The sequence below is a fragment of the Curtobacterium phoenicis genome (assembly GCF_047238015.1).
Classification (GTDB): Bacteria; Actinomycetota; Actinomycetes; order Actinomycetales; family Microbacteriaceae; genus Curtobacterium.
In genome coordinates this window covers 3,146,327-3,168,939 of the sequence record NZ_JBDFLZ010000002.1, presented here as the reverse complement: position 1 = coordinate 3,168,939, position 22,613 = coordinate 3,146,327, and the positions used below count along the sequence as shown (strand labels likewise).

The following is a 22,613-nucleotide window of genomic DNA, read 5'->3' as shown; positions in this document are numbered from 1 at the left end:
CGCCCGTTCCCGGTAGCCACACCCGTTCCTGCCAGGGACGCCTCACCCCGCCGAGCAGCGCCAGCGGCGGCGGGCCACGCACTGGAGGCGCGGTGCCGGTCTCGGGGACCGGCACCGCGCCTCCAGGCGGTTGCGTCGGGCGCGGAGCGCCCCGCGGGCTACGCGCGGTGCGTCGGCGTGTGGCCCTCGTGCGGGTTCGCGTCCGGCTCCGCCGCTGCGGCGTGGGCGCCGTGGTGTGCCGCGCCACGTCCGCTGTCGGCGGGGGAGCGGCCGTCGGACGGCTGCTCGCCGTGGCCGCCGCTCGGGTGTGCTCGCTCGAGCTTCGCGCCCTCGACGTCCACGTCCGGCAGGATGCGGTCGAGCCACTTCGGGATCCACCAGGCGCTGCGTCCGAGCAGGTGCATGACCGCCGGGATGAGCAGCATCCGCACGACGAAGGCGTCGAGCAGCACACCGAAGGCGAGCCCGAAGCCGATCGGCTTGATGGTCGACGAGTCCGAGAAGATGAAGCCCGCGAACACCGAGATCATGATGATCGCCGCCGCCGTGACCACGGCCCGGCCGGCGTGCAGGCCCCGCTGGACCGCGACCTTCGCCGACGCGCCGTGGGCGTACGCCTCACGCATGCCCGACACGAGGAACAGCTGGTAGTCCATCGCGAGCCCGAACAGGATGCCGATCTCGATGATGGGCAGGAAGCTCAGGATCGGCGCCGGGTCGTGCACGCCGAACACCGAGCCGAGCCACCCGAACTGGTAGATCGCGGTCAGACCACCGAACGACGCGAGGACGGACAGGATGAACCCGGCGGTCGCGGTGATCGGCACGAGGAACGACCGGAACACGACGATCAGGATGATGAGCGAGAGCCCGACGACGACCGCGAGGTAGAGCGGCAGCACGTTCGAGAAGCTTCTCGGACACGTCGATGTTCGCGGACGCGTTGCCCGCGACGCCGAGCGATGCCCTCCCGTCGTCGACGCGCACCTGCTGCGAGCGGAGGTCCTTGACGAGCGTCTTGGTCGAGATGCTGTCCGGGCCGCCGGCGGGCTTCACCTGGAAGGCGATGATGTCCCGGTCCTTCGACGCGCCGATCGGGAGCACGGCCTTGACGTCGTCGTTCTTCGCGATCGCCTCGCCGATCGTGACCTCCGTTGCCGTGACGTCGTCCTTGCTGATCGCCTTCGGCAGGTTCGCGACGACGAGCAGCGGGCCGTTCTGTCCGGCGCCGAACTGGTCCGAGAGCGTCTTGTAGGCCAGGTACTGCGACGACTCGACGTCCTCGGACGCACCGGTGGGCAGGCCGAGTCGCATCTGCGTCGCGGGGAGTGCGATGGTACCGAGCACGGCGACCCCGGCGACGAGGGTGATCACCGCGCGCCAGGTCGACATCGGCTTGTTCGGCACCCGGATCGAGTCCGTGTTGCCGATGCGCTCGCGCTCCTTCCGCCGCAGGATGCGCATCCCGAGCAGCGAGAGCAGCGCGGGGGTGAACGACGTCGCGATGAGGATCGCGAACAGGACGGCGACGGCGCCGACGGTGCCCATGAGGCCGAGGAACGGGATGCCGGTGATGTTCAGGGCGAGCAGGGCGACGATGACCGTGGTGCCGGCGAAGACGACCGCGTTGCCGGAGGTGCCGTTCGCGAGGCCGATCGACTCGTGCACGCCCATGCCGGCTTTCAGCTGCGTGCGGTGCCGGTTGAGGATGAAGAGGGAGTAGTCGATGCCGACCGCCAGGCCCAGCATCACCCCCAGCACCGGCGTGACCGAGATGAACTCGACGAGGCTCGAGAACGACAGGGCCGCGAGGGACGCGACGCCGACGCCGAGCACCGCGGAGACGAGCGGGATCGCGGCACCGATGACCGTGCGGAGCATGAGGAACAGCACGATCGCCGCGATGATCACGCCGATGATCTCGCCCGGTCCGAGGATCGACGGCACGCCCTGCGCGATGTCGTTCGACACGTACACGTCGACGCCGCTGATCGTCGCTGCGTCGGCCTTGTCCGAGATGGCCTGCTTCGTGCTCTGCGGCACCTCGTAGGTCGACTTCGTGAACTGCACCGTGCCGATCGCGGCGGAGTCGTTCGAGGAGACGAAGCGGATGTCCTTCGACAGGTCGAGGAGCTTCGACCCCTGCTCGAGCTCCTTCTCGCTGTCGTCCAGCTTCTGCTCGTTCTCGTCGAGCTTCTTCGTGTTCTCGTCGATCTGCTGCTGGGCTGCGGTGATCTGCTGCTGACCCGCGGTGATCTGCTGCTGCTGCGCGTCGATCTGCGCCTGGGCCTGCTGCAACTGCGCCTGCGCGGCCGCGGAAGCGGCGGCTCCGGCGGCCTGGGCCTGCGCCTTCTGTGCGTCGAGCTGCTGCTGCGCCTGCTCGATCTTCGTCTTGCCCGACTCGAGCTGTGCCTTCTGCGCGTCGAGCTGGTCCTGGCCGTCCTCGATCTGCTTCCGGCCGTCCGAGATCTTCTCCCGGCCGTCGCTGATCTGCTCGCGACCGTCGACGATCTTCTGTCGCTGGTCGTCGAGCTGCTGCTGCGTCGTGAAGCCGTCGGTGACGTCCTTGACGCCGTCCTCGCTCTTCAGCCCGTCGAGGAAGTCCTTGACCTCGGTCTTCTGGTCATCCGTGAACGCCTTGCCGTCCGTGGTCCGGAAGACGAGCGTGCCGGTGCCGCCGTTCGCCGACGGGAACTTGTCGGCGAGCTCGTCCTGCACCTGGCTGGTCTTGGTGTTCGGGATCGAGATCGAGGACGAGATCGACCCGGCGAACAGGCTGTAGGTCAGCCCGGCGATGCCCAGGATCACGATCCACGCGATGATCACGAGCCAGTGCCTGCGGGCGGAGAACCGCCCGAGTCGGTAGAGGAGACCGGCCATGCGGTGAACCCCGTTCCTTTCGTAGTGCGTGCTGTGCGGTGACGGGGTGCGCCGGTGGACCCCTGGGGACGACGGTCAGTCGATGGGCATGTAGCCGCTGCGGACGCTGTGCACGAGTCGGCTCAGCAGCGCGTCCCACGCGTCGAGGGACGCGCGGTCGAGCGAGGGGCCCGAGTGCGCGAGCCAGTGGTCCGCGATCACGACGATGCCGCTCATGAGCGACTCGACGAGCAGTGCCGCGTCGAGCTCGTCCGCAGCCGGGTGACGGCGGGTGACCTCGTCGCGGAGCCGTTCCGTGACCCGGGAGAACGCGGTCTGCGTGAGCACCGCGGCCTTCGGGTCGGACTTGCCGGGTTCGCCGAGGATCCGGTACATGCTCGCGATGGCGGGGGCGAGGTCGGCGCCACGGGCGGCCGACTCGAGTTCGTCGAACATCGATGATCGCGTTCCGTCGCCGACCGGGGTCCGCGCCATGTCGGCGAGGAAGCGGTCGATGATCACCGACAGCTCCTCTTCGCAGACCGTGAGCAGGACCTCGTCGAGCGACGCGAAGTGGTTGAACACCGTCCGGCGGGCGACGTCGGCCCGCGCCGCGAGGTCGTCGACGCCGAACTCACGGCCGCCACGCTCCGCGATGAGGTCGCGCGCGGCCTGCAGGATCGCAGCACGGTGCTTCGCCTTGAGGGCGGCGCGGCGGTCGGGTGCGAGGGTCACTCTGTAGACACTAGGTGCATCGATGCACTCAGTGCATCGACTCCGAGCGCTTGCTCAGATTCGTCCCCCGGGCCGTGTCGGACGCTCAGCGACCGGAAGGCGGACGGGAGGCCCGTGGCGGCGCCGTCACGGGCCTCCCGTCCGTAGATTGGTCACCATGCACCCGCTGTCGGCCGCCATCGATCGCTCGGAGACGCCGTGACGATCCTGCTCGTGAGCGGCGCACCCGGGAGCGGGAAGACGACGCTCGCGTCGGCGCTCGCCGCGCAGCTCGGTTGGCCGCAGGTGCACCGTGACGAGCTCTACGCGGGGATCTCGGCGGCCGGTGACGTCGACCGTGAGCAGGTCGTGCCGCGCGGTGTCGCGGCGTTCTGGAGCGTGACCGCGGCCTACGCCCGGGCGGGGAGCAGTGTCATCGCGGAGGCGACGCTGTACCGCGGCCAGTCCGAGGCGGAGGTCCGCGATGTCCTCGGCGGTCCGTGGCCGGTACGGAACGTGCACTGCACGACGCCGCGGTGGCACGAGCGGTTCGTCGCCCGGGGTCACGAGGCGCGGTTGAACGACCGCGCGCTCGCGAACGCGCCGGCGACCGTGCCGGCGCTCGACCTCGACTGCCCACTGCTCGAGGTCGACACGACGAACGGGTACCAGCCGGGGCTCGACGCCCTGGTGCGCTGGGCGACCGTTCCGTCCGGCTAGCGTTCGTGCATGCAGCTCAGACAGACGACCTGGGTCCGGTGGACGCAGTGGCCGCTCGCGGTCGCGGCGCTGGCGTTCCTCGCCGCGTACGCGATCGAGGTGCTCGCCGATCCCGCGGGCGCGGCGCGGGTCTCGTGCGAGACGATCGTCAACGTCAGCTGGGCGATGTTCATCGTCGACTACGTGGTGATGCTCGCGACGGCGGAGCGGCGAGGCCGGTGGTTCGTGACGCACCTGCTCGACCTCGCCGTGATCGTCCTGCCCTTCCTCCGACCGTTGCGGCTCCTGCGGCTCGTCCAGCTGTTCCGGGTGCTCCAGCACACGACGGGGACGGCGGTCCGTGGGCGGGTGACCGTGTACGTGGTCGCGACCACGGCCCTGCTCGTGTTCGTCTCCGCCTTGGCGGTGTTCGACGTCGAACACCGTGCCCCCGGAGCGAGCATCGTCTCGTTCGGTGACGCACTGTGGTGGTCGGTCGTGACGATCACGACCGTCGGCTACGGCGACCTCACACCGGTCACGGTCGAGGGCCGTCTCATCGCCACCGGCGTGATGATCAGCGGGATCGCCCTCCTCGGTGTGGTCACGGCGACGATCGCGAGCTGGATCATCGACCAGGTCGGTCGTCGCAATGAAGAGGCGCAGACCGCGACCCGACGTGAACTCCGCGAGCTCACCGAAGAGATCCGCGCACTCCGCGACGAGCTCGTGCGCGGAGGTGGCGCGGGAACCGGTGTTCAGGCGGGCTCGTCGTCCCACGGGACCGGGGTGGTCGTGCCGGACGCCCAGTCGCGCCGCAGCACGCCGTAGGCGACCGACGCGAGCGCCTCGCCGCCGGGGACCGGCCAGCCCTCGCGGTAGTGCGCCTCCTTCACCCATCCCGCGCGGAGGAACACCCGACGCATCGCCGTGTTGTCCTCGCGGGTCTGCCCCTCGAACCGGGTGACCTCGGGCAGCGTCCGGAACACGTGGTCGGTCGCCGCGCGCAACGCCCCCACGCCGAGGCCCTTGCCGCGGTGCTCGCCGGCGATCCGGAGGTCGAAGAGCGGCACCGGGTCCTCGAGGTCCTCCAGCCGGAACACGCCGACGCGGCCGTGCTCGTCGGAGTCGATCCAGAAGGAGTCGTGTTCGTCGTCGCGCCAGGCGCCGACGTCGATCCCACGCTCGGCGTCGGCGCGGTCGATCCGGCGGCGGACGTGGAAGGGGAACTCCTCGGCCGTGAGGAAGGCGACGAGGGCCTCCCGGTCGGCGCCGGTGGGGTCGAGACGGGTGAGCCGGACGGTCATGCGGGTCACGCTACCGGTGCTCGGTTTCCCGCAGTGCGGTGCGGGATGCCGCCGTCCACCCCGGGAACGGAGGCGCCGATTCGTTCCGTGGGCGAACCTGATGGCGACAGGGCACTACGGGAGCAGATCGTGACACGGCAACGCACCTCGCAACGGCGCGAGCGGACCACCTCGAGGCGCGGGGCACTCTTCCGGGGCGCCACCGTGCTGGGCGTCGCCGGGGTCACCGGCGCCGTGATGCTGGCGTTCCTCACGCCGGCGCAGGGCAGCGAGCTCGTCCCGAGCCTGTCGCCGTCGCCGAGCAGTTCGACGTCCACGGGTCACGCGGGCGCTGCGGCCACCCGCGGAACGACCGACACGGGGGAACCCACCGGCGCCGCGGCGTCCGAGACCCCGTCCCGCTCGACCCAGGAGGGCACCCTGCAACCGCGCATCCCCACCGCGACCCCGACCGCGACCGCCACCCCGACCGTGCCGGACCCCGTGCTCGGCCCGCAGGCGGCGTTCTTCGAGGACTTCACCACCCCGGCAGCGAGCGGCGGGCAGTTCGCGACGACCTACGCGAACGCCTGGCAGGCGTACGACGAGGGCACGAGCGACAAGTACTACTCGGGCGCCTTGATCAGCGCGCACGACGGTGTCATGGACGTCGCGATGAACGGTACCCAGGGCGCGGCCGGGGTCTTCGGCCCGCCGGCGACGGCGTGGGCGCAGACCGGCGGTACGTTCAGCATCCGCATGAAGGTCGAGGGCGGTCGGGGCAACGGCACGGCGGTCATGCTCTGGCCGACGTCGAACGACGCGTCGGAGGGGGAGCTCGACTACCCCGAGGGCGGGTTCTCCGGCAAGCCGGACGTGTTCCACCACTCGATGGTGCCGGGTCACGCCGACAAGGCCTACCGCATCCTGACCGACGCGTCGTGGAAGGACTGGCACACGTACACGACGGTCTGGGTGCCGGGGAAGTCGGTCAGCTACTTCCTCGACGGGGTGCTGCTCGAGACGGTGACGGAGTCGGTGCCGACCACTCCGCACCGGTACACGTTCCAGATCGGCAACACCGGCAAGCCCGGGCACGTGCTCATCGACTGGGTGTCGATCCAGCCCTGAGCCATCCGGTCGTGCAGGCTGGGCGTCGTGCGTGGATCTCGGTGGACGGCCCTCCTCGTCGGTGTCGTCCTCGGTGCCGTCCTCGTGGGCTGCTCGGGTCCGGACGCACCGGGCGGAGGGGCGTCGCGAACGGCCGACGCGACACCAGCCCCGCAGCCGAGCACGCTGGCCGCCTCGCCGACGGTCTCCGCGGACTCGGCGAACGCGGACTCCGCGTTCGCCGCGCTCGAACGGGATGCCGACGCCCGGGTCGGCGTCGTCGCCGTGGACACGGAGTCCGGGACGACGCTCGCGTACCGCGGCGGCGACCGCTTCCCGTTCGCGTCGACGAACAAGGTGTTCATCGCCGCGGCGGTCCTCGCCCGCTCGTCGGCGTCCGACCTCGACACGAAGGTCCACTACGACCGCGGCGACCTGCTCGCGTACGCCCCGGTGACGTCGCGGCACGTCGACAGCGGGATGACGGTCCTGCAGCTCGTCGACGCGGCCGTCAGCGTGAGCGACAACACCGCGGCGAACCTCCTCGTGGAGCGGTTCGGCGGACCGGACGCCGTCGAGGCCTGGCTGCGGGGCATCGGCGACCGTACGACCCGGGTCGACCGGCTCGAGCCCGACCTCAACGCAGCGACCCCCGGTGACGACCGCGACACGAGCACGCCTGAGCAGTTCGCCGCCGACCTGCGCGCCGTGCTCCTCGGGGACGTCCTCGACGCGGACGACCGCCGGGTGCTCCTGCGCGCGATGCAGGCGACGACGACGGGGGACGGGACGATCCGCGCGGGGGTGCCGACCGGGTGGCGGGTCGCCGACAAGACCGGAACGGGGGCGTACGGCGTGCGGAACGACATCGGCGTCGTGACGCCTCCGGGACGGCGGCCGATCGTGCTCGTCGTGATGACCCGGACCGACCGCGCGGATGCGGAGCCCTCGGACGCCCTCGTCGCCGCGGCCACCCGGACCGCGGTCGGCGCACTCCGCCGCTGACGCCGAGCCGACGGCGCGACGGCAGGAGACGACAGAGCGACGGCAGGACACGACGGCGCGCCGGCAGGACACGACTGCGCGACGTCGCGCCCGGGCCCTCCGCGACGACGCCTGCTGCTCAGCGGGGCAGCGCGTGTGCCCAGCGTGCCACGGCGTCGTAGGCCCGCTCGCGCACGGCCGGCTCGGACAGCACCACGTCGTGCAGCGCCCCCTGCAGGCGTCGCACGGTCACCTCGTCACCGAGCGACAGCGCCCGGTGCGCCACGACGTCGACGTTGAGCGCCACGTCGGCGTGCGCCATGCCCTCGTCCCAGCGCGGCTGCAGCATGCTCTTGTCGCTGAGGAGCACGAGCACCGGCACCGTGATCCCGAGCCCCGCCTCGACGCGCGCCTGCCCGTCGAACACCGCCGACAGCCACCCCGGGTGCAGCGGGAAGCCCCGCTCCGGTCGCCACCGCTGGTCGTAGGTCCACGACCCTTCTCCGCTGGCGGACACGGTGCGCGTGTAGAAGCCCGGGTCGACGGCCGGCATCGGGGCGAGCGGGTTCCGCCGCGCCCCGAGCTTGAGCACCGGCGCCACGAGCGCCCGTCCGATCGCTGCGCCCTGGAACTCCAACCACGGGCTGTTCAGCACGAGCCCGTCGACGAGTTCGGGGTGGCGGGCCGCCCACAGCGAGAGCGTCAACCCGCCGGTCGAGTGCCCCATCGGGACGAGACGTCGGCGTGGTCCGCCCCGGTGTTCGGTCGAGATCGCGTCGAGTGCGGCGGCGATGTCCTCGTCGTAGGTCGCGAGGTCGCCGACGTCACCCGGCGTCTGGTGTGGTCGGAGGCTCCGGCCGTACTTGCGGAGGTCGAGCGCGTGGAACCGGGCGCCGAGCCGCTCGAGGCGCTCGGCGAGCTCCACCTGGAAGAAGTAGTCGGACCACCCGTGCACGTAGAGGACGTCCACACCGTGCAGCGGCCCTCGGGGCTGCAGGAGCGTGTCGGTCGGACTGTGGCGCCGTCGGACGAGCGTGGCGACGACCGGTCCCTCGCGGTCCTCGCCGAGCGGCAGTTCGAGCCGCTCGAACGGTGCCCCCAGGACGTCCTCGCGCCACCCGTTCCCCGCCATCCGTCGAGGCTACTCGTGCGGTGGGGGCGCACCGCGCCCGACCCCGCTCCGGTGCGGCTGCGACGGTCGTTGCCGGAACGTGACCAGAGGACGGCCGGGAGGCCCGTGGCGGCGCCGCCACGGGCCTCCCGGCCGTCAGCGGGTAACGATCCGTACCGACTCGGCGCTCTCCCAGTCCACGTGCCGGGGTTCCCCCGGGAGATCCCGGGGACCGTCCGGTTCCGACCGGCACGGTCCGACACGGAACGCACCGATCCGCGGTGCACGAGGGGGACACATGGGGTTCGGACGAGCGATGGCGGCCGTGAGCGGCTTCGTCGGCGGGAGTGTGCTGGCCGGTCTGGTGATCGGGGTCGGTGTGACACCGGCCGTCGCGCTGGTGGGCTTCGGGACCTCGTCGGCGATCGACGCGTTCTCCTCGCTCCCGGAGTACATCGAGGTCGGCGAACTGCCGAGCCGCAACGAGGTGTGGGCGTACCGGGGCGGGAAGCCCGTGCACCTGGCGGACGTGTTCGACCGGAACCGCGAGCAACTGCCGTACGACCGGATCAGCGAGACTCTGAAGCACGCCGCGGTCGACGGCGAGGACAAGCGCTTCTGGGACCACGGCGGCGTCGACGCGACCTCGCTCGTCCGCAGCGTCGTGAGCGTCGCGGCGAAGCAGGGGAAGGGCGGGTCCGGCGGATCGACGCTCACGATGCAGCTCGTCCGGAACATCAAGATCGAGCAGGCCTCGCAGCTGCCCGCGGCCGAGGCGCGGAGAGCGGTCGCGGAGGCGACGGCCCGGACCCCGCAGCGGAAGCTCGAGGAGATCAAGCTCGCGATCGGTTTGGCGAAGCGCTACTCCAAGCAGGAGATCCTCACGGCGTACCTGAACATCGCGTACTTCGGCGACCAGACCTACGGTGTGCAGGCCGCCGCGCAGCGCTACTACGGCAAGGACGCCACGGACCTCAGCCCGGCCGAGGCTGCGTCACTCGTGGCGATCGTGCAGTGGCCGGAGCGCCGAGACCTCTCGACGCCGACCCACCACCGGGACAACCAGGCCCGGCGCGACGTCATCCTCCGCGCGATGCACGAGCAGGGGCACCTGTCAGCCCGGGACCTGCGCGCCGCACTCGCGTCGAAGCCGGCGGCGTACGTCCACCTGACGGCACCGCAGCAGGGGTGCGCGTCGGTCGTCGAGGGCGCCGAGTACTTCTGCGAACACGCCGTGCAGGTCGCCCGGTCGCTGCCGCAGCTCGGTGCGACGCAGGCGGCACGCGACGACGCCTGGCGAACGGGCGGGTACCGGGTCCAGACGACGCTCGACCTCGACCGGAACGGCCAGCAGAAGGCACTGCTCGACCGCTACGACCCGGCCGCCGAACCGGCGCTGGCGCTCGGCGCGACGTTCGACTCCGTCGAGGCCCCGACCGGACGCGTCCTGACGATGGCGCAGAACACGTCGTACGACCGGTCAGCGGCGGCGACCCGCGGGTCGAGCTCGCTGAACTACGCCGTGGACGAGGCATCCGGCGACTCGACGGGGTTCCAGCCCGGCTCGACGTACAAGGTGTTCACGCTGCTCGCCTGGCTCGAGGCCGGACGGAGCCCGGACACGGTGGTCGACGGCACCCGGCACGAGCAGCGGACGTGGACGCAGTGTGGGCAGACGATCGACGCGCCGTGGAACCCGCGGAACGACTCTCCGGGCCAGACGGGCCCGTACTCGGTGCGCGCGGCGACGGCGCAGTCCGTGAACGGCGCGTACGTGTCGATGGCGGCGCAGCTCGACCTGTGCGACATCCGGGACGTCGCGGAGCGGCTCGGGGTCCACCTCGCGTCGGGCGGGCGGGTCGGCGCGAACCCGGCTGCGATCCTCGGCACCGAGAACATCGCACCGCTGACCATGGCGTCGGCGTACACGGCGGTCGCGAACGGCGGCGTCCGCTGCGACCCGATCGTGGTGGACGAGGTCGTCGACCGCACGGGGAAGGACCTCGGTGGACAACCGGAGACCTGCCGACAGGTGCTCTCGCCCGCCGTCGCGGCCACCGCGTTCGAGGTCATGCAGGGCGCGTTCCACGGCGGCACGGCGACGGGCGGGCAGACCGCCGACGGCATGACGCTGTTCGGCAAGACGGGCACGACGGACGTCGCGGACCAGGTGTGGCTCGTCGGCGGCACCTCGCGCGTGGTCACGGCGTACTGGCAGGGCAACACCGACGGCGGGAAGACGAACCTGCGGTACGTCGGCAACGGCCAGGGCGGGACGTACGCGGGTGCGCGGGCTTCGGTGTGGAAGCAGGCGCAGGAGGCGGTGAACGCCGCGTACCCCGCGGGGTGAGCGCCGGTCGCCGTCGCCTGCTACTGGTCGAGCCGCTCGCTGGCCGTGATCCAACCGGCCAACTGCCGCATCGCGACCGCCTGCGAGGCGTAGTCGAGCACCGGCGACGTCCACGGGTGCACCTGCCCCGCGACGAGTGCCGGCTGGTCGGCGAAGGTGGGCTGCTCCACGAGGTCGTCCACCTGGTAGCCCTGGTCCGACAGGAGCAGCACGTCGCCCCGCACCTTGGCGGCGTTCGGCCACGAGTACACCCCCCAGGCGTAGCCCGTCGGTCCGGGCACGGTCAGGTCGGCACCGTGTGCAGCCCAGAGCTGCAACGCGGGGACGTCGGCGGGCCGGGCGACGTAGACGCCGTCGTGGTCGGCGTACAGCGCGGTCAGCCGGACGTCGTGGTCCCGGGTCGCTGCCTCCAGCGTCTTCGCGGCGTCGTCGAACTCGGTCTCCGCAGCGTCGACGACGGACTGTTCCGCGCCGAGTGACCGCGCGAGGTCGGTCACGTCCCGGACGACGTCGGCGCCGTCGCCGCCCCATCGGACCTCGGCGACGGGCGCGATCTTCGTCAGTGCTCTCAGTTGCCCGGCGTCGGCGATGCCCGTCCCGACGTGTCCGCTCGGGAGGGTGCCGGACGCGTCGACCGGCGCGATGGTGGTCACGATGAGGTCGGGCTCGAGTGCAGCCACCCGGGCGACCTCGATGTCGTCCGATCCGTCGCCGGTGCCCTCGGTGGTGCTCGCCGATCCGACGTCCGTGATGCCGTCGGTGTCGAGCCCGTCCCACCGGGTGTCCTCGGCGAGCGGCAAGCGGCCGAACGTGCCGACGGGGTGCAGCCCGTAGCGGACCATCGAGATCGCGACGTCGTCGAGGGCGACCACCCGCTCGGGACGCCGGTCGAGCCGGATCGTCGTCCCGGTGGCGTCCTGGTAGGACCAGCCGGTGGCCTTCGCGCCGCCGCCCCCACCACCGCCGTCCGGGGCGGTGTCCGTGCCGGACGTCCCACTGCAGCCGGCGAGGGCCAGTGCGCACGCGACCACCGCGGCGAGCACGAGTGCGCGCAGGGGTCGGCGGGGGAGCGTCACGACGAGCAAGGCTAGCCCGCCGAGCGGTGACCGCGTGGTGCGGGTGCGTGCGTCGATGCGTTCGTCGCGGGGGCACGGCGCTCGCCGGCGCCGCGCGGTCCTTCCCACGACGCCCGCGATGGGGAGCGAGATCGGGCGTACCTGGTCGGACGGATCGACCCGCTACGCCCGGATCGACCCGCTACGCCCGGATCGACCCGCTACGCCCGGATCGACCCGCTACGCCCGGATAGACCGGGCTCGCGCCGCCCGGACGGACCAGCAGACGGACGGGAGGCGCGGTGCCAGCTGGCACCGCGCCTCCCGTCGGTCGTGTCGTCGCGTCAGCCCTTGAGACCGGACCCCGTCACGCCCTCCACGATCTGCCGCTGGAAGATCAGGTAGAGGATGATCAGCGGCAGCGCCGCGAGGATCGCACCGGCCTGGATGTCGGCGTAGCGCTGACCGAAGCTGCCCTGGACCGTGGCGAGCCCGACCGGGATCGTCATGAGGTCCGGGTTGGACAGCACGAACAGCGGCAGCAGCAGGTTGTTCCAGACCCCGACGAACGTCAGGATCGCGACCGCGGCGATGACCGGACGCGACAGCGGCAGGATCACCGACCAGTAGATCTTCCACATGCCCGCGCCGTCGATGCGCGCGGCCTCCTCGAGCTCCCGGGGGATCCCGTCGAAGAACTGCTTGAAGATGAACACCGCGATCACGGCGGGCACCTGCGGGAAGATCACCGACCAGTAGGTGTTGAGCAGGCCGACCGCGTTGAGCTCCTGGAAGATCGGGATGATCAGGACCTGGGTCGGGATCATGATGCCCAGGATGATGAGGAGGAACGCGACGTTGCGTCCGCGGAACGCCAGGCGGGACAGGGCGAACGCGGCCATCGAGGCGAACAGCACCGTGAGGGCGGTCGTCACGAGACTCGTGATGCCGGACGCGAGGTACCAGTTCCAGATGTCGCCGGCCTGGAACAGTGCCGCGTAGGAGTGCAGCGTGGGGTTCCAGTTCGACAGGATCGCGTTCGCCCCGAGCGCCGCGACGCCGTTGTCGGACAGCGACGTCTTGAGCGCGAACAGGCTCGGGATGAGCCAGATGACGGCGAACACCCCGAGGATGACCCCGGCGACGATGTTGAAGCCCCTGCCGGAGACGCCGATCTTCGCGGCGTTCGCGGGAGCTGCGGCCGACACCCCGGAACGGAGCTTCGGCCGGGCGGTGGTGACGCTCTCGGTGGTGGTCACGTCAGGCACCGATCTCTCGCTTGGCGGCGGCGCGCTCGGCGACCTGCCGGATGACCGCGATCGCGACGATCACGATGAACAGGAGCACGGAGGCCGCCGATGCGGCACCGAGCCGGTTGTCGGTGAAGCCGACGCCCGTGATGAGCTGCAGGGAGACCTGGGTCGAGATGCCCGGGCCGCCGTTCGTCATCAGGTACACCTGGTCGAAGATCTTCAGGCTCGCGATGATCTGCAGCAGGATGACCAGCGTCGTGGTGCGCCCGAGCAGCGGCAGCGTGATCGACTTGATCTGCTGCCAGCTCGACGCACCGTCGACCGCCGCGGCCTCGTACAGCTCGCGGGGGATCTCCTGCAGGCCCGCCAGGTAGAGCACGAAGTTGAACCCGAGGGTCCACCAGACCGTGGCGATCGCGACGCCGATCATCGCGGTGTTCGGGCTCGCCAGCACACCGGCGCCCGGCGTGATGCCGAGGGCCTGCTGGACGGACGCGAACAGACCGGTCGCGGGCGTGAAGATGAAGACCCAGATCAGCGAGATCGTCGCCGACGGCAGGATGAACGGCAGGAAGAACGCCAGGCGGAAGAACCACTGGCCGCGGTTCATCCGGTTCGTCAGCACCGCGAACACGAACGCCAGGATGACCAGCGGCGGGGTCGTGTAGAGCGTGAACTGCAGGGTGTGCCAGAGCGACGACCAGAAGTCGGCGCGTCCGAGCATCTCCGCGTAGTTCGCGAACCCGGCGAAGCTGCCGAGCCCGGTGCGGACGGTCGAGGTGTTGAAGAAGCTCGAGACGATCATCCAGATCGTCGGGCCGAGCAGGAAGGCCAGGTAGAACAGGCCGAACGGGGCGAGGAACAGCCACCCGCTGCGGCCTTGGCCACGGGTGGTGCTGTTCACGCGCGTGCGGAGTCGCCGTGGGACGGTTGCGGCCTCCGTCGGGCGGGTCAGGACTGGTGCTGCGGTCACGTCGTCGTGCCTTTCGCGCGGGGCTTACAGCGGGCTGGGGGTGTTGAGGTACGTGCTGAGCTGGCTCTTGATCGCCGAGAGGGCCGCCGCGGGGCTCGAGGCGCCCTGCTGCACGAGGGCGAGCTGCGCCCCGACGGTGTTCTCGAACGTCGATCCGGAGCCGCCGTACCAGGCCGGGTCGTCGAAGACGGCGCTCTCGGCAGCGGACGCGTAGTCGGACTGCGGCTCGAGCTTCTTGTAGGCCGTGCTGTCGAACGTGGGCATGTAGGCCGGCACGTGCCCGCCCTCGGCCCAGGTCATGCTCTGCTGCAGCATCTGCTTGATGAAGAGCATGTGCGCCTTGCGCTGCTCCGGCGTCCGGTCCTTCCTCGGCAGGATGAACGTGTGCGAGTCGGCCTGGGTGGCCGGCTTGTCGAACAGCTGCGGGATCGGCGCCATGCCGAACTTCAGGCCCTTAATCGACTGCGCCGTGCTGATCTCCCACTCGCCCTGCATGAAGAACCCGGCCTTGCCGGTGAACATCAGCGTCTCGGCGGTGGCGTAGTCGAGGCCCTTGTTCAGCCAGCCGTTCTTCACCCACTTCTCGGTCATCGAGGTGACCTTCGTGTAGTTGTCCTCGTTGACCGTCAGCTTCGAGCCGCCGTCGCTGATGAACGGCGTCGATCCGTTGATCTGGTTGTACATGGTCCAGAAGAAGCGCCACGGGGTGGCGATCTCGCTGACGTTCGCCACGTTGAGCGCGACGCCGCCGGTGACCTTCGAGACGGCAGCGAGGGCCTTCTCGAACGCATCGAGCCCGGACAGGTCCTTGAGCTTGCCGTCGCTGTCGATCAGCCCGGCCTTCTGGCACACGTCAACGTTGTAAAAGAGGACGAACGGGTGCGTGTCGAGCGGGACGCAGATGTTCTTCCCGTCGGTCTTCTGCGCCGTCCAGGCCTTCTGGTTGAAGTCGCTGGCGCTCAGGCCGACGCTCGCCAGGTCGTCCGAGGTGATCGGATCGAGCAGGTCGCCGTCCCACAGTGGCTTCGCTCGGGTGAGGTGGGCGATCGCGACGTCCGGTGGCTTGTTCCCGACGGTGGCCAGTGTCACCTTCGAGTAGTACGGGTTGCCCCAGGCGAACGTCGTCGCCTGGATCGAGGACGGTCCGCCGTGCTGCTTGGCGTAGCCCGCCTCCATCTGCTGCATGCGGGCGCCGTCACCGCCGCCGAACAGGTTCCAGAAGACCAGCGTCTCCGGGTTGAGCGGGGCACCGGCGATACCCGCTGCGAGCGGACTCGAGCAGGCGGCGAGCGGCAGCACGGTGGCGGCCGCGGCACCTGCGGCGAGCAGGCTCCGCCGGGTGAAGGACCCTCCGCGCGGCTGCACGGGCGGGGTTGGTCGGATCGGCATGGCATCACTCCATCGGGACGGGCCGAGCGGAACAGGGTCGGTGTTCCGTACTGCTGCGGCGTCGCAGCCCCGGGGGTGAGGCTCCTTCGCTGCTCCGGTCGGGGCGACGTGCCGTGGGGGCATCATCGCTCCGTGAGCGCTCACATTAGCGCCGGACACGCCGGAGCACCACCCCTTTCGTCCCTGCCGTGAACCGGCTAGCGTTGTCGTCGGGTGAGCGCTCACTTTCGTGTCACCCCGCCGCACGCTGATCGAAGGAGATCCATGCCCCGCACACACCTCGTCCTCGACGCCGCGTTCACCGTGGGGCCGGTGCGCCGTCGCCTCTTCGGTGGCTTCGTCGAGCACCTCGGACGGCACGTCTACGACGGCATCCACGAGCCCGCGCACGAGACCGCCGACGAGCACGGCTTCCGCAAGGACGTGATCGAGCTCGTCAAGGAACTGAACGTGTCCGCGATCCGCTACCCGGGCGGCAACTTCGTCTCGGGCTACAAGTGGGAGGACGGGGTCGGCCCGGCCGAGCAGCGTCCGCGCCGGCTCGACCTCGCGTGGCACTCCACCGAGACGAACCAGGTCGGGCTGCACGAGTTCCAGCACTGGCTCGACCAGGTCGACTCCGAGCTCATGCTCGCGGTGAACCTCGGCACGCGTGGCACGCAGGAGGCCATCGAACTCCTCGAGTACGCGAACATCGACGCCGGCACCGCCCTCAGCGAGTACCGCCGCTCGAACGGTCGGCAGGAGCCCTTCGCCATCAAGATGTGGTGCCTCGGCAACGAGATGGACGGCCCGTGGCAGCTCGGTCACAAGAACGCCGACGACTACGGCAAGCTCGCGGCGATGACCGCGAAGGCCATGCGGCAGATCCAGCCCGACCTCGAGCTCGTCGCGTGCGGGTCCTCCGGAGCGTCGATGCCGACGTTCGGCGAGTGGGAGCGCACCGTCCTCGAGCACGCCTACGACGACGTCGACTACATCTCGGCCCACGCCTACTACGAGGAGGACGGCGACATGGCGTCGTTCCTCGCGTCCGGCGTGAACATGGACCACTTCATCGACACGGTGACGACGGCGGCCGACCACGTCAAGGCGCACAAGAAGTCGGACAAGCGCATCGACATCTCGTTCGACGAGTGGAACGTCTGGTCGATCAGCAAGTGGAACGAGCAGCAGAAGACCTTCGAGCTGCAGGACTGGCCCGTCGCGCCGCGCCTGCTCGAGGACATCTACACGGTCGCGGACGCCGTCGTCGTGGGTGGTCTGCTCATCTCCCTGCTGCGCCACGCCGACCGCGTGGCCTCGGCGTCGCTCGCGCAGCTGGTGAACGTGATCGGCCCGATCATGACCGAGCCGGGTGGACCCGCCTGGCGTCAGACGACGTTCTTCCCGTTCTCGCTGACCTCGAAGCTCGCGAACGGCACGTCGCTGCAGGTCAAGGCCTCGGGCGACACCGTCGACGGTGGGAAGTACGGCGAGGTCCCGGTCGTGGACTCCGCCGCGACGGTCGAGGACGGCACGGCCGCGGTGTTCCTCGTGAACCGGCACCAGACCGAGTCGACGACCGTCACGATCGACCTCGCCGGCATCGGCGTCGACGGCGAGGTCCGCGCCGAGGGCATCTGGGAGGACGACGTCCACCTCGTCAACGACCTGTCGGACACCGAGCGCGTCGGCCTCCGCACCAACGAGACCGTCCGCCGTGAGGGCGACACGATCACGATCGAGCTGCCGCCCGTCTCCTGGACGGCCGTCTCGATCGGCTGATGACGCCTCGGCGCGCGCCACGGCGAGCGTCGAGTGAGCACAGCGGGTGCCGGGTCGCGACAGCGGCCCGGCACCCGCTGCCGTGTGCGGCGCGCTGCGCGCAGTCGGCCCGGAGGCGCGGTTCGCGCCCGGTGGGTCCGCCGCGGTCACCGGACCACGCGGGGCGACGAGGGTGCCCGACACGTGTCGGCGGGATACGGTTGGGAGCGTCGTCCGTCACCGGGGCGACCGCGCCGTCGACAGGAGTGGGATGACGCAGGCACCACCTCGGCGGACCGTCCGGTCCACCGACACCGGACCGATCGTGCTGTCCGGACTCCGGGCTGCGTGGGAACCGCTCGCGAAGCAGGCCCTGGTCGCGGCCCTGATCGTCGGCGCTGCCGCCGCCAGTTCCCTGTTCCCCGCGTGGCTGACGGTGTCGGACGCACGGGCGATGTGGACCGGTGCGGGACTCGCGGTCGTGCTGCTCGGCGTCGCGGCGGTCATGGCCCGGTCGACCCGGATCGCCCGCGTCGAGATCGTGGTGCCCCTGCTCGACTTCGTGGCGATCGGCCTCCTGCGCTTCGGCACGGGCGAGACCCGCTCGGTGTTCCTCGCGATCCTCGTGCTGCCCGTCGTGTGGATCGCCGCCGGGCACGGTCGCTGGCGGGTGCTCGTCCCCGTGCTCGGCACCTTCGTGACCATCCTCCTGCCGCTCGTCCTCGCGCCCGGACGGGTGTTCCCGGGGAGCGAGGTGGTCCGGCTCCTGATCGCGGCGGTCGTCTACGCGGCGGCCGCTGCCGTGGTGAACGAGCTCTCCCGACGATCCCTCGCGCAGCTCACCGTCGCCCAGCGTTCACGCCGCGTCGCCGAGGCCGAGGTCACCCAGGCCGCCATCGTGCAGCGCTCCCTGCAACCCGTCGACGGCAACGGACTCCCGTCGGCGATCCGCGTCGCGGGCACCTGCGTCCCGGCCCGGACCGTCGGCGGCGACTTCTACGACTGGTACCCGACCCCGGACGGCGGCATGGGGTTCACGCTCGGCGACGTCATGGGGAAGGGCGTCGGCGCCGGCATGATCGCCGCGGCGGTCCGTGCCGTCATCCGGAGCAGCCTCGAGGAGCCGGACCCCGCGCTCGCGTTCCGGTGGACCTCCGCCGGGCTCAGCACGGGCTCGGTCGACATGGTGAGCGCGCAGTTCACGACGTGCTTCCACGGCCGCATCAGCCTCGATGGGACCCTGCGATGGGTCGACGCCGGTCACGGGCTGACCCTGGTCCGTCGGGCGGCAGGCGGCAGCGAGTTCCTCCGCTCCGGACACCTGCCGCTCGGGGTCGGTTCGGGCTGGACGAGCGTCGAGACGGACCTCCAGCCGGGGGACAGTGTCGTGAGCGTCAGCGACGGCGTGCTCGACCTGTTCGGCGGCGACCTCGCCTCGCTCGACCGCTGGCAGGCGTTCGTCGATGCCCGCGACGACATCGACGGTCTCGTCGCCGACGTCGCGGCGCTCGCCGAGCGCGGCGACCGCGCCGACGACGTGACGATCATCGCCGTGACGTGGGGCGGCTCCCACCCGGCGTGACCACCCCGTGGCCCGCGCGTCCTGACCGAGCCGCGGCGTGCCTCCAGGCCGGCACCGGTGCGTCCTAGGATCGTGCCGACGGAGGGGGAACCATGCCGGGACCGACCGACTGGGAGACCGAGGGAGCGACCGCGCGCGCCGCGGTGCCGAGCGATGCGCTGCGGCAGCCGGTCGCGGTCCGGGCCGCGACGTGGATCGGGCTGCTGCTGCTCGTCACGGCGCTCGTGGTGTACGCGTGCGCGGCGCAGGTCACGGCGGGCGAGGACGAGAGCGAGGTGCAGGCGCTGGGACGCTTCGTGGTCCTGGTCGTCGTGGCGACCGGTGTCGGCGTGCTCGGCGGAGTCGCACTGCTGCTCCGACTCGTCGCCGGGGCGTTCCTCCGGCGCTGAGGCGTCAGCGGCGCTCGGGCGCTCGGTGGGCGCGACGCTCCCGCCGGCCCGTGACGAGCGCCGCGACCGACACGGCGATGCCGGCCAGGCCCACGAGGAAGCACGCAGGGGCGAGCAGCCCCATCCCGATGTTCGCGCCACCGCCCTCCGGCGCCCAGACGATCGATGCGACCGCGGCGAACCCTCCGAGGAAGCCGACGGTGAGGAGCGTCGTGGCGACGACGTGCAGCTTCTTCGAGTCACGCACGTGCGGGCTCCTTCGCGGTGGTCGACATCGTGATCGACGTCGTGGTCGTGGTCGTGGTCGTGGTCGTGGTCGAGCGAGTGTCGCACACTGTGTCAGTGGTGCACGCCGGAGTCGGCATGTGCCGAGACGGTCCGGCCCTCAGGCGCTCGAGGCCACGGACGAGCCGATGACCGACAGGAGTCGGAGCCGGTCGGCGCTGTCGCTGCCGGGCTCGGCCGTGTAGACGAGCAGGTGTTGCGCGCGGTCGGTGTCCTGCAGGACCTGGCACTGCAGGGTGAGCGGGCCGACCTCCGGATGGACGTAGTGCTTCTCCTCGGCCGGACGGATGCCGACCTCGTGGAGCGCCCACACCGCGCGGAACTCGGCGCTCCGGGCGAGGAGGTCCTCGGCGAGGGCGGCGGCCCGTGAGCCGGGGCCACGCCGAGCGAGGACACCGCGGAGACCGGAGACGTACATCCGCGACAGGAACTCGTGCTCGTCCTCGGGGTGCAGCGCCCGCGCGGCCGGGTCGGTGAACCAGCGGTACCCGATGCTCCGGGCGTGCCCGGTGCGGATCGACGCGTCCCCGACCAGGGCGGCGGCGAGCGGTGTCTGGCGGAGCGTCTCACCGAGTTCGGTGACGATCTCGGCCGGGGTGTCGACGAGACGGTCCAGGATCCGCATGATGCCCGGACCGACGTGGTCCGACCCGGCACCGCGCGTCGGCGGTTCGTGCCCGGCCAGGCGGAACAGGTGATCGCGTTCGTCGAGCGAGAGCCGCAGTCCCTGCGCGATCGACGCGAGCATCTGGTCCGAGGGCTGCGGACCGCGACCCCGTTCGAGCCGCGCGTAGTAGTCGGCGGACATGTTGCTGAGGAGCGCCGCCTCCTCGCGCCGGAGTCCGCTCGTGCGACGTCGGGCCCCTCGTGGCAGGCCGACGTCCTCGGGCTGGAGCGCGGCGCGACGACTCCTCAGGAAGTCGGCGAGTCCGGTTCGGTCGATCATGCGGCGATCCTCTCGCACCACGGTGCTCCCAGCCACGGATCGTCAGGCCGTGGCTCCGGGACGGGCTGCGGGCCAGGCTGAGGGCACCGACCACGGAGGACCCACCATGCCACGCACCGTCCACGCACCGATCATCCCCGACCTGACCGGGCGCCGGGTCCTCGTCACCGGCGCCAGCGACGGCATCGGCGTGCGGATCGCCGCCCACCTCGCCGCGGCCGGCGCCGAGGTCGTGATGCCCGCTCGCAACGCCTCGAAACTCGCGGTGGCGCAGGACCGCATCCGGGCAGAGCACCCGGGAGCACGGCTCGAGGCCGAGTCCCTCGACCTCTCGTCCCTGGCCTCGGTGTCGGCGCTCGGGGAGCGGCTCGTCCGGGAGGGCCGACCCATCGACATCCTCGTCGCGAACGCCGGCGTGATGACCCCGCCGTCGCGGGGGACCACTGCGGACGGCTTCGAGCTGCAGTTCGGCACGAACCACCTCGGGCACGTCGCCCTCGTCGCGGCGCTCTTCCCGCTGTTGCGCGCCAGGGACGGCAGCGGGGTGGGCGCAGGTGCCGTCGGAGTGGGCACCGGCGTGGCGGGCGCTCGTGTCGTGGTGCAGACCAGCGTCGCCGCGCGCCGGGCCCGGATGCTCTGGGACGACCCGCAGTCGGAGCGCTCGTACGACGCCATGCGGGCGTACGGTCAGTCGAAGATCGCCCCGGCGCTGTTCGCGCTCGAGCTCGGGCGGCGGAGCGCGGCCGAGGGCTGGGGCATCACCACGGCGCTGAGCCACCCCGGCGTCGCTCCGACGAGCCTGCTCGCCGCTCGACCGGAGATGGGCCGGGACTCCGACACCACATCGGTCCGCCTCATCCGCTGGCTCTCCTCGCGTGGCTGGGTGGTCGGCACGCCCGAGACGGCCGCGTACCCGGCGCTCCTCGCCGCGACCGACCCCGCCGGCGCAGGACGGTTCGCGGGACCCACGTGGCGGCTCGGCGTCGGCGGCCCGGCGGGCTGGATCGACCCGTGGCCGTCGCTGACGAACGACGCCGAGGCTCGCCGGGTCTGGGACGAGTCGCTGCGGCTGACGGGGGCGCGGTTCGCCTGAGCGCCCCGGACGTCGCGCGTGTCGTCCGCTTCGATGGGGGCATGAGCTGGATGAGACAGCGGGACGCGTTCACGGCTGCCGCGCGATGGTTCGCGGCGACGGTGACGGCGGTCGACGACGCGCAACCCCACGGCTGGGGCCGTCCGGCGCTCGGCGAGTGGGACCGGAGCGACCTCGCCGGGCACACGGCGAGGGCGCTCCTCACCGTGGAGCAGTACCTCGGCAACGCGACGACGACGTCGACCGCAACCACGCTCGACTACTACCGCACCGTGCGGGCGTCACGGGCGGACCCGGCTGCCGTGGCGGAGCGTGGACGGCAGGCCGGGCGGGACCTCGGTACGGACCGACCCGCGGCCGTCGACCGAATCGTGGGACGAGTCGTCGACCGGGTCCGCGATGCTGCACCGGAGCGCGGTGTCGTCACACCGATGGGGGAGTGGGCGCTCGCCGCCTACCTGCCGACGCGGGTGTTCGAGCTCACGGTCCACACGATCGACCTGCGGGTCGCGGCTGGCCTGGACGTCGATCCGCCGGCCGCGGCGTCGACGGAGGCGCTCAGGGTCCTCGGGCTGCTCGTCGCCGACGTCGATGCCACCTCGGTCGAGGCCCCGGTGGTGCTCCGCGCGCTCACCGGACGGCAGGCGCTCCCGTCGGGCTGGTCCGCGCTCTGAACCGTCCCGGGTGCGGCCGCCGTCGAACCTCGGGAACGGCGTCGAACCAAGGGCACGAGTCGGTTCGACGTCGTGTTCGTGGTTCGACGCGACTGAGCGCGGACACGGCACCGGG

At 71.3% G+C, this 22,613-nt stretch carries 20 protein-coding genes and 1 pseudogene; 10 read left to right on the top strand and 11 right to left on the bottom strand.

The genetic code is table 11. From position 1 onward, the window contains the following. Positions 1-158 precede the first annotated feature (158 nt). The 3 genes and pseudogenes from ABC270_RS15125 to ABC270_RS15115 form a co-directional block, all read right to left on the bottom strand. Positions 159-845 (bottom strand): MMPL family transporter, encoded by a 687-nt coding sequence (locus ABC270_RS15125; protein WP_412881549.1) that lies wholly within the window; start codon positions 843-845, stop codon positions 159-161. Positions 846-1,956: 1,111 nt separating this feature from the next. Further along, positions 1,957-2,880 (bottom strand): annotated as a pseudogene (locus ABC270_RS15120) (MMPL family transporter); the annotation flags it as partial. Positions 2,881-2,955: 75 nt separating this feature from the next. After that, positions 2,956-3,594 (bottom strand): TetR/AcrR family transcriptional regulator, encoded by a 639-nt coding sequence (locus ABC270_RS15115; protein WP_412881548.1) that lies wholly within the window; start codon positions 3,592-3,594, stop codon positions 2,956-2,958. 198 nt (positions 3,595-3,792) lie between these two features. Between ABC270_RS15115 and ABC270_RS15110 the strand changes: the two genes are divergently transcribed. Both ABC270_RS15110 and ABC270_RS15105 read left to right on the top strand, forming a co-directional pair. Continuing rightward, positions 3,793-4,293 carry a P-loop nucleotide/nucleoside kinase family protein gene (locus ABC270_RS15110; RefSeq protein ID WP_412881547.1) on the top strand — a complete coding sequence of 167 codons (501 nt, stop codon included), beginning with the start codon at positions 3,793-3,795 and terminating at the stop codon, positions 4,291-4,293. Between the two features lie 9 nt (positions 4,294-4,302). Then, positions 4,303-5,103 (top strand): potassium channel family protein, encoded by an 801-nt coding sequence (locus ABC270_RS15105; RefSeq protein ID WP_412881546.1) that lies wholly within the window; start codon positions 4,303-4,305, stop codon positions 5,101-5,103. Here ABC270_RS15105 and ABC270_RS15100 read toward each other — a convergent pair. Next, entirely contained in the window at positions 5,031-5,579 is a 549-nt protein-coding gene (locus ABC270_RS15100) for a GNAT family N-acetyltransferase (protein ID WP_412881545.1), read from the bottom strand. The genes ABC270_RS15105 and ABC270_RS15100 overlap by 73 nt on opposite strands. Positions 5,580-5,708: 129 nt before the next feature. Between ABC270_RS15100 and ABC270_RS15095 the strand changes: the two genes are divergently transcribed. Both ABC270_RS15095 and bla read left to right on the top strand, forming a co-directional pair. Next, positions 5,709-6,689 (top strand): glycoside hydrolase family 16 protein, encoded by a 981-nt coding sequence (locus ABC270_RS15095; RefSeq protein WP_412881544.1) that lies wholly within the window; start codon positions 5,709-5,711, stop codon positions 6,687-6,689. Between the two features lie 27 nt (positions 6,690-6,716). Continuing rightward, the gene (bla, locus tag ABC270_RS15090; RefSeq protein ID WP_412881543.1) at positions 6,717-7,673 is read left to right on the top strand and encodes a class A beta-lactamase; all 957 of its coding nucleotides are present in this window, start codon (positions 6,717-6,719) and stop codon (positions 7,671-7,673) included. A gap of 118 nt (positions 7,674-7,791) precedes the next feature. Here the strand turns inward: bla and ABC270_RS15085 are convergent, their stop codons facing one another. Next, the gene (locus ABC270_RS15085; protein ID WP_412881542.1) at positions 7,792-8,784 is read right to left on the bottom strand and encodes an alpha/beta hydrolase; all 993 of its coding nucleotides are present in this window, start codon (positions 8,782-8,784) and stop codon (positions 7,792-7,794) included. 277 nt (positions 8,785-9,061) lie between these two features. On the opposite strand from ABC270_RS15085, the gene ABC270_RS15080 reads away from it, so the two are divergent. Next, on the top strand, positions 9,062-11,113 hold the full coding sequence (locus tag ABC270_RS15080; protein WP_412881541.1) for a transglycosylase domain-containing protein: 2,052 nt from the start codon (positions 9,062-9,064) through the stop codon (positions 11,111-11,113). Between the two features lie 20 nt (positions 11,114-11,133). On the opposite strand, the gene ABC270_RS15075 is transcribed toward ABC270_RS15080, so the two are convergent. The 4 genes from ABC270_RS15075 to ABC270_RS15060 form a co-directional block, all read right to left on the bottom strand. Beyond that, on the bottom strand, positions 11,134-12,189 hold the full coding sequence (locus ABC270_RS15075) for an ABC transporter substrate-binding protein (RefSeq protein WP_412881540.1): 1,056 nt from the start codon (positions 12,187-12,189) through the stop codon (positions 11,134-11,136). Positions 12,190-12,512: 323 nt separating this feature from the next. Beyond that, entirely contained in the window at positions 12,513-13,427 is a 915-nt protein-coding gene (locus ABC270_RS15070) for a carbohydrate ABC transporter permease (RefSeq protein WP_412881539.1), read from the bottom strand. A 1-nt stretch (position 13,428) separates the two neighbouring features. Next, a complete protein-coding gene (locus ABC270_RS15065) occupies positions 13,429-14,394 on the bottom strand; it encodes a carbohydrate ABC transporter permease (RefSeq protein WP_175328100.1) in 966 nt (321 codons plus the stop codon). A gap of 24 nt (positions 14,395-14,418) precedes the next feature. Beyond that, on the bottom strand, positions 14,419-15,783 hold the full coding sequence (locus tag ABC270_RS15060; protein WP_412881538.1) for an extracellular solute-binding protein: 1,365 nt from the start codon (positions 15,781-15,783) through the stop codon (positions 14,419-14,421). A 264-nt stretch (positions 15,784-16,047) separates the two neighbouring features. Between ABC270_RS15060 and arfA the strand changes: the two genes are divergently transcribed. The 3 genes from arfA (at position 16,048) to ABC270_RS15045 (ending at position 19,500) form a co-directional block, all read left to right on the top strand. Beyond that, positions 16,048-17,550 (top strand): arabinosylfuranosidase ArfA, encoded by a 1,503-nt coding sequence (gene arfA, locus ABC270_RS15055; protein WP_412881537.1) that lies wholly within the window; start codon positions 16,048-16,050, stop codon positions 17,548-17,550. Between the two features lie 250 nt (positions 17,551-17,800). Beyond that, the gene (locus tag ABC270_RS15050) at positions 17,801-19,111 is read left to right on the top strand and encodes a PP2C family protein-serine/threonine phosphatase (RefSeq protein ID WP_412881536.1); all 1,311 of its coding nucleotides are present in this window, start codon (positions 17,801-17,803) and stop codon (positions 19,109-19,111) included. Between the two features lie 92 nt (positions 19,112-19,203). Further along, entirely contained in the window at positions 19,204-19,500 is a 297-nt protein-coding gene (locus tag ABC270_RS15045) for a hypothetical protein (RefSeq protein WP_412881535.1), read from the top strand. Between the two features lie 4 nt (positions 19,501-19,504). On the opposite strand, the gene ABC270_RS15040 is transcribed toward ABC270_RS15045, so the two are convergent. Continuing rightward, complete coding sequence (locus tag ABC270_RS15040; RefSeq protein ID WP_412881534.1) at positions 19,505-19,747, bottom strand: hypothetical protein; 243 nt, start codon at positions 19,745-19,747, stop codon at positions 19,505-19,507. 138 nt (positions 19,748-19,885) lie between these two features. Beyond that, the gene (locus ABC270_RS15035) at positions 19,886-20,731 is read right to left on the bottom strand and encodes a helix-turn-helix transcriptional regulator (protein WP_412881533.1); all 846 of its coding nucleotides are present in this window, start codon (positions 20,729-20,731) and stop codon (positions 19,886-19,888) included. A gap of 106 nt (positions 20,732-20,837) precedes the next feature. On the opposite strand from ABC270_RS15035, the gene ABC270_RS15030 reads away from it, so the two are divergent. Both ABC270_RS15030 and ABC270_RS15025 read left to right on the top strand, forming a co-directional pair. Then, positions 20,838-21,824: an SDR family oxidoreductase gene (locus ABC270_RS15030; protein ID WP_412881532.1), complete on the top strand. Its 987-nt coding sequence runs from the start codon at positions 20,838-20,840 to the stop codon at positions 21,822-21,824. Between the two features lie 41 nt (positions 21,825-21,865). Next, complete coding sequence (locus tag ABC270_RS15025) at positions 21,866-22,498, top strand: maleylpyruvate isomerase N-terminal domain-containing protein (RefSeq protein ID WP_412881531.1); 633 nt, start codon at positions 21,866-21,868, stop codon at positions 22,496-22,498. The last annotated feature ends 115 nt before the right edge of the window (positions 22,499-22,613 follow it).

Coding starts and splice junctions, on each gene's coding strand:
- ABC270_RS15100 (WP_412881545.1), bottom strand. CDS start 5,579: ATGACCGTCCGGCTCACCCGTCTCGACCCCACCGGCGCCGACCGGGAG.
- ABC270_RS15035 (WP_412881533.1), bottom strand. CDS start 20,731: ATGATCGACCGAACCGGACTCGCCGACTTCCTGAGGAGTCGTCGCGCC.
- ABC270_RS15030 (WP_412881532.1), top strand. CDS start 20,838: ATGCCACGCACCGTCCACGCACCGATCATCCCCGACCTGACCGGGCGC.
- ABC270_RS15060 (WP_412881538.1), bottom strand. CDS start 15,783: ATGCCGATCCGACCAACCCCGCCCGTGCAGCCGCGCGGAGGGTCCTTC.
- ABC270_RS15025 (WP_412881531.1), top strand. CDS start 21,866: ATGAGCTGGATGAGACAGCGGGACGCGTTCACGGCTGCCGCGCGATGG.
- ABC270_RS15050 (WP_412881536.1), top strand. CDS start 17,801: ATGACGCAGGCACCACCTCGGCGGACCGTCCGGTCCACCGACACCGGA.
- ABC270_RS15105 (WP_412881546.1), top strand. CDS start 4,303: ATGCAGCTCAGACAGACGACCTGGGTCCGGTGGACGCAGTGGCCGCTC.
- ABC270_RS15080 (WP_412881541.1), top strand. CDS start 9,062: ATGGGGTTCGGACGAGCGATGGCGGCCGTGAGCGGCTTCGTCGGCGGG.
- arfA (WP_412881537.1), top strand. CDS start 16,048: ATGCCCCGCACACACCTCGTCCTCGACGCCGCGTTCACCGTGGGGCCG.
- ABC270_RS15085 (WP_412881542.1), bottom strand. CDS start 8,784: ATGGCGGGGAACGGGTGGCGCGAGGACGTCCTGGGGGCACCGTTCGAG.
- ABC270_RS15045 (WP_412881535.1), top strand. CDS start 19,204: ATGCCGGGACCGACCGACTGGGAGACCGAGGGAGCGACCGCGCGCGCC.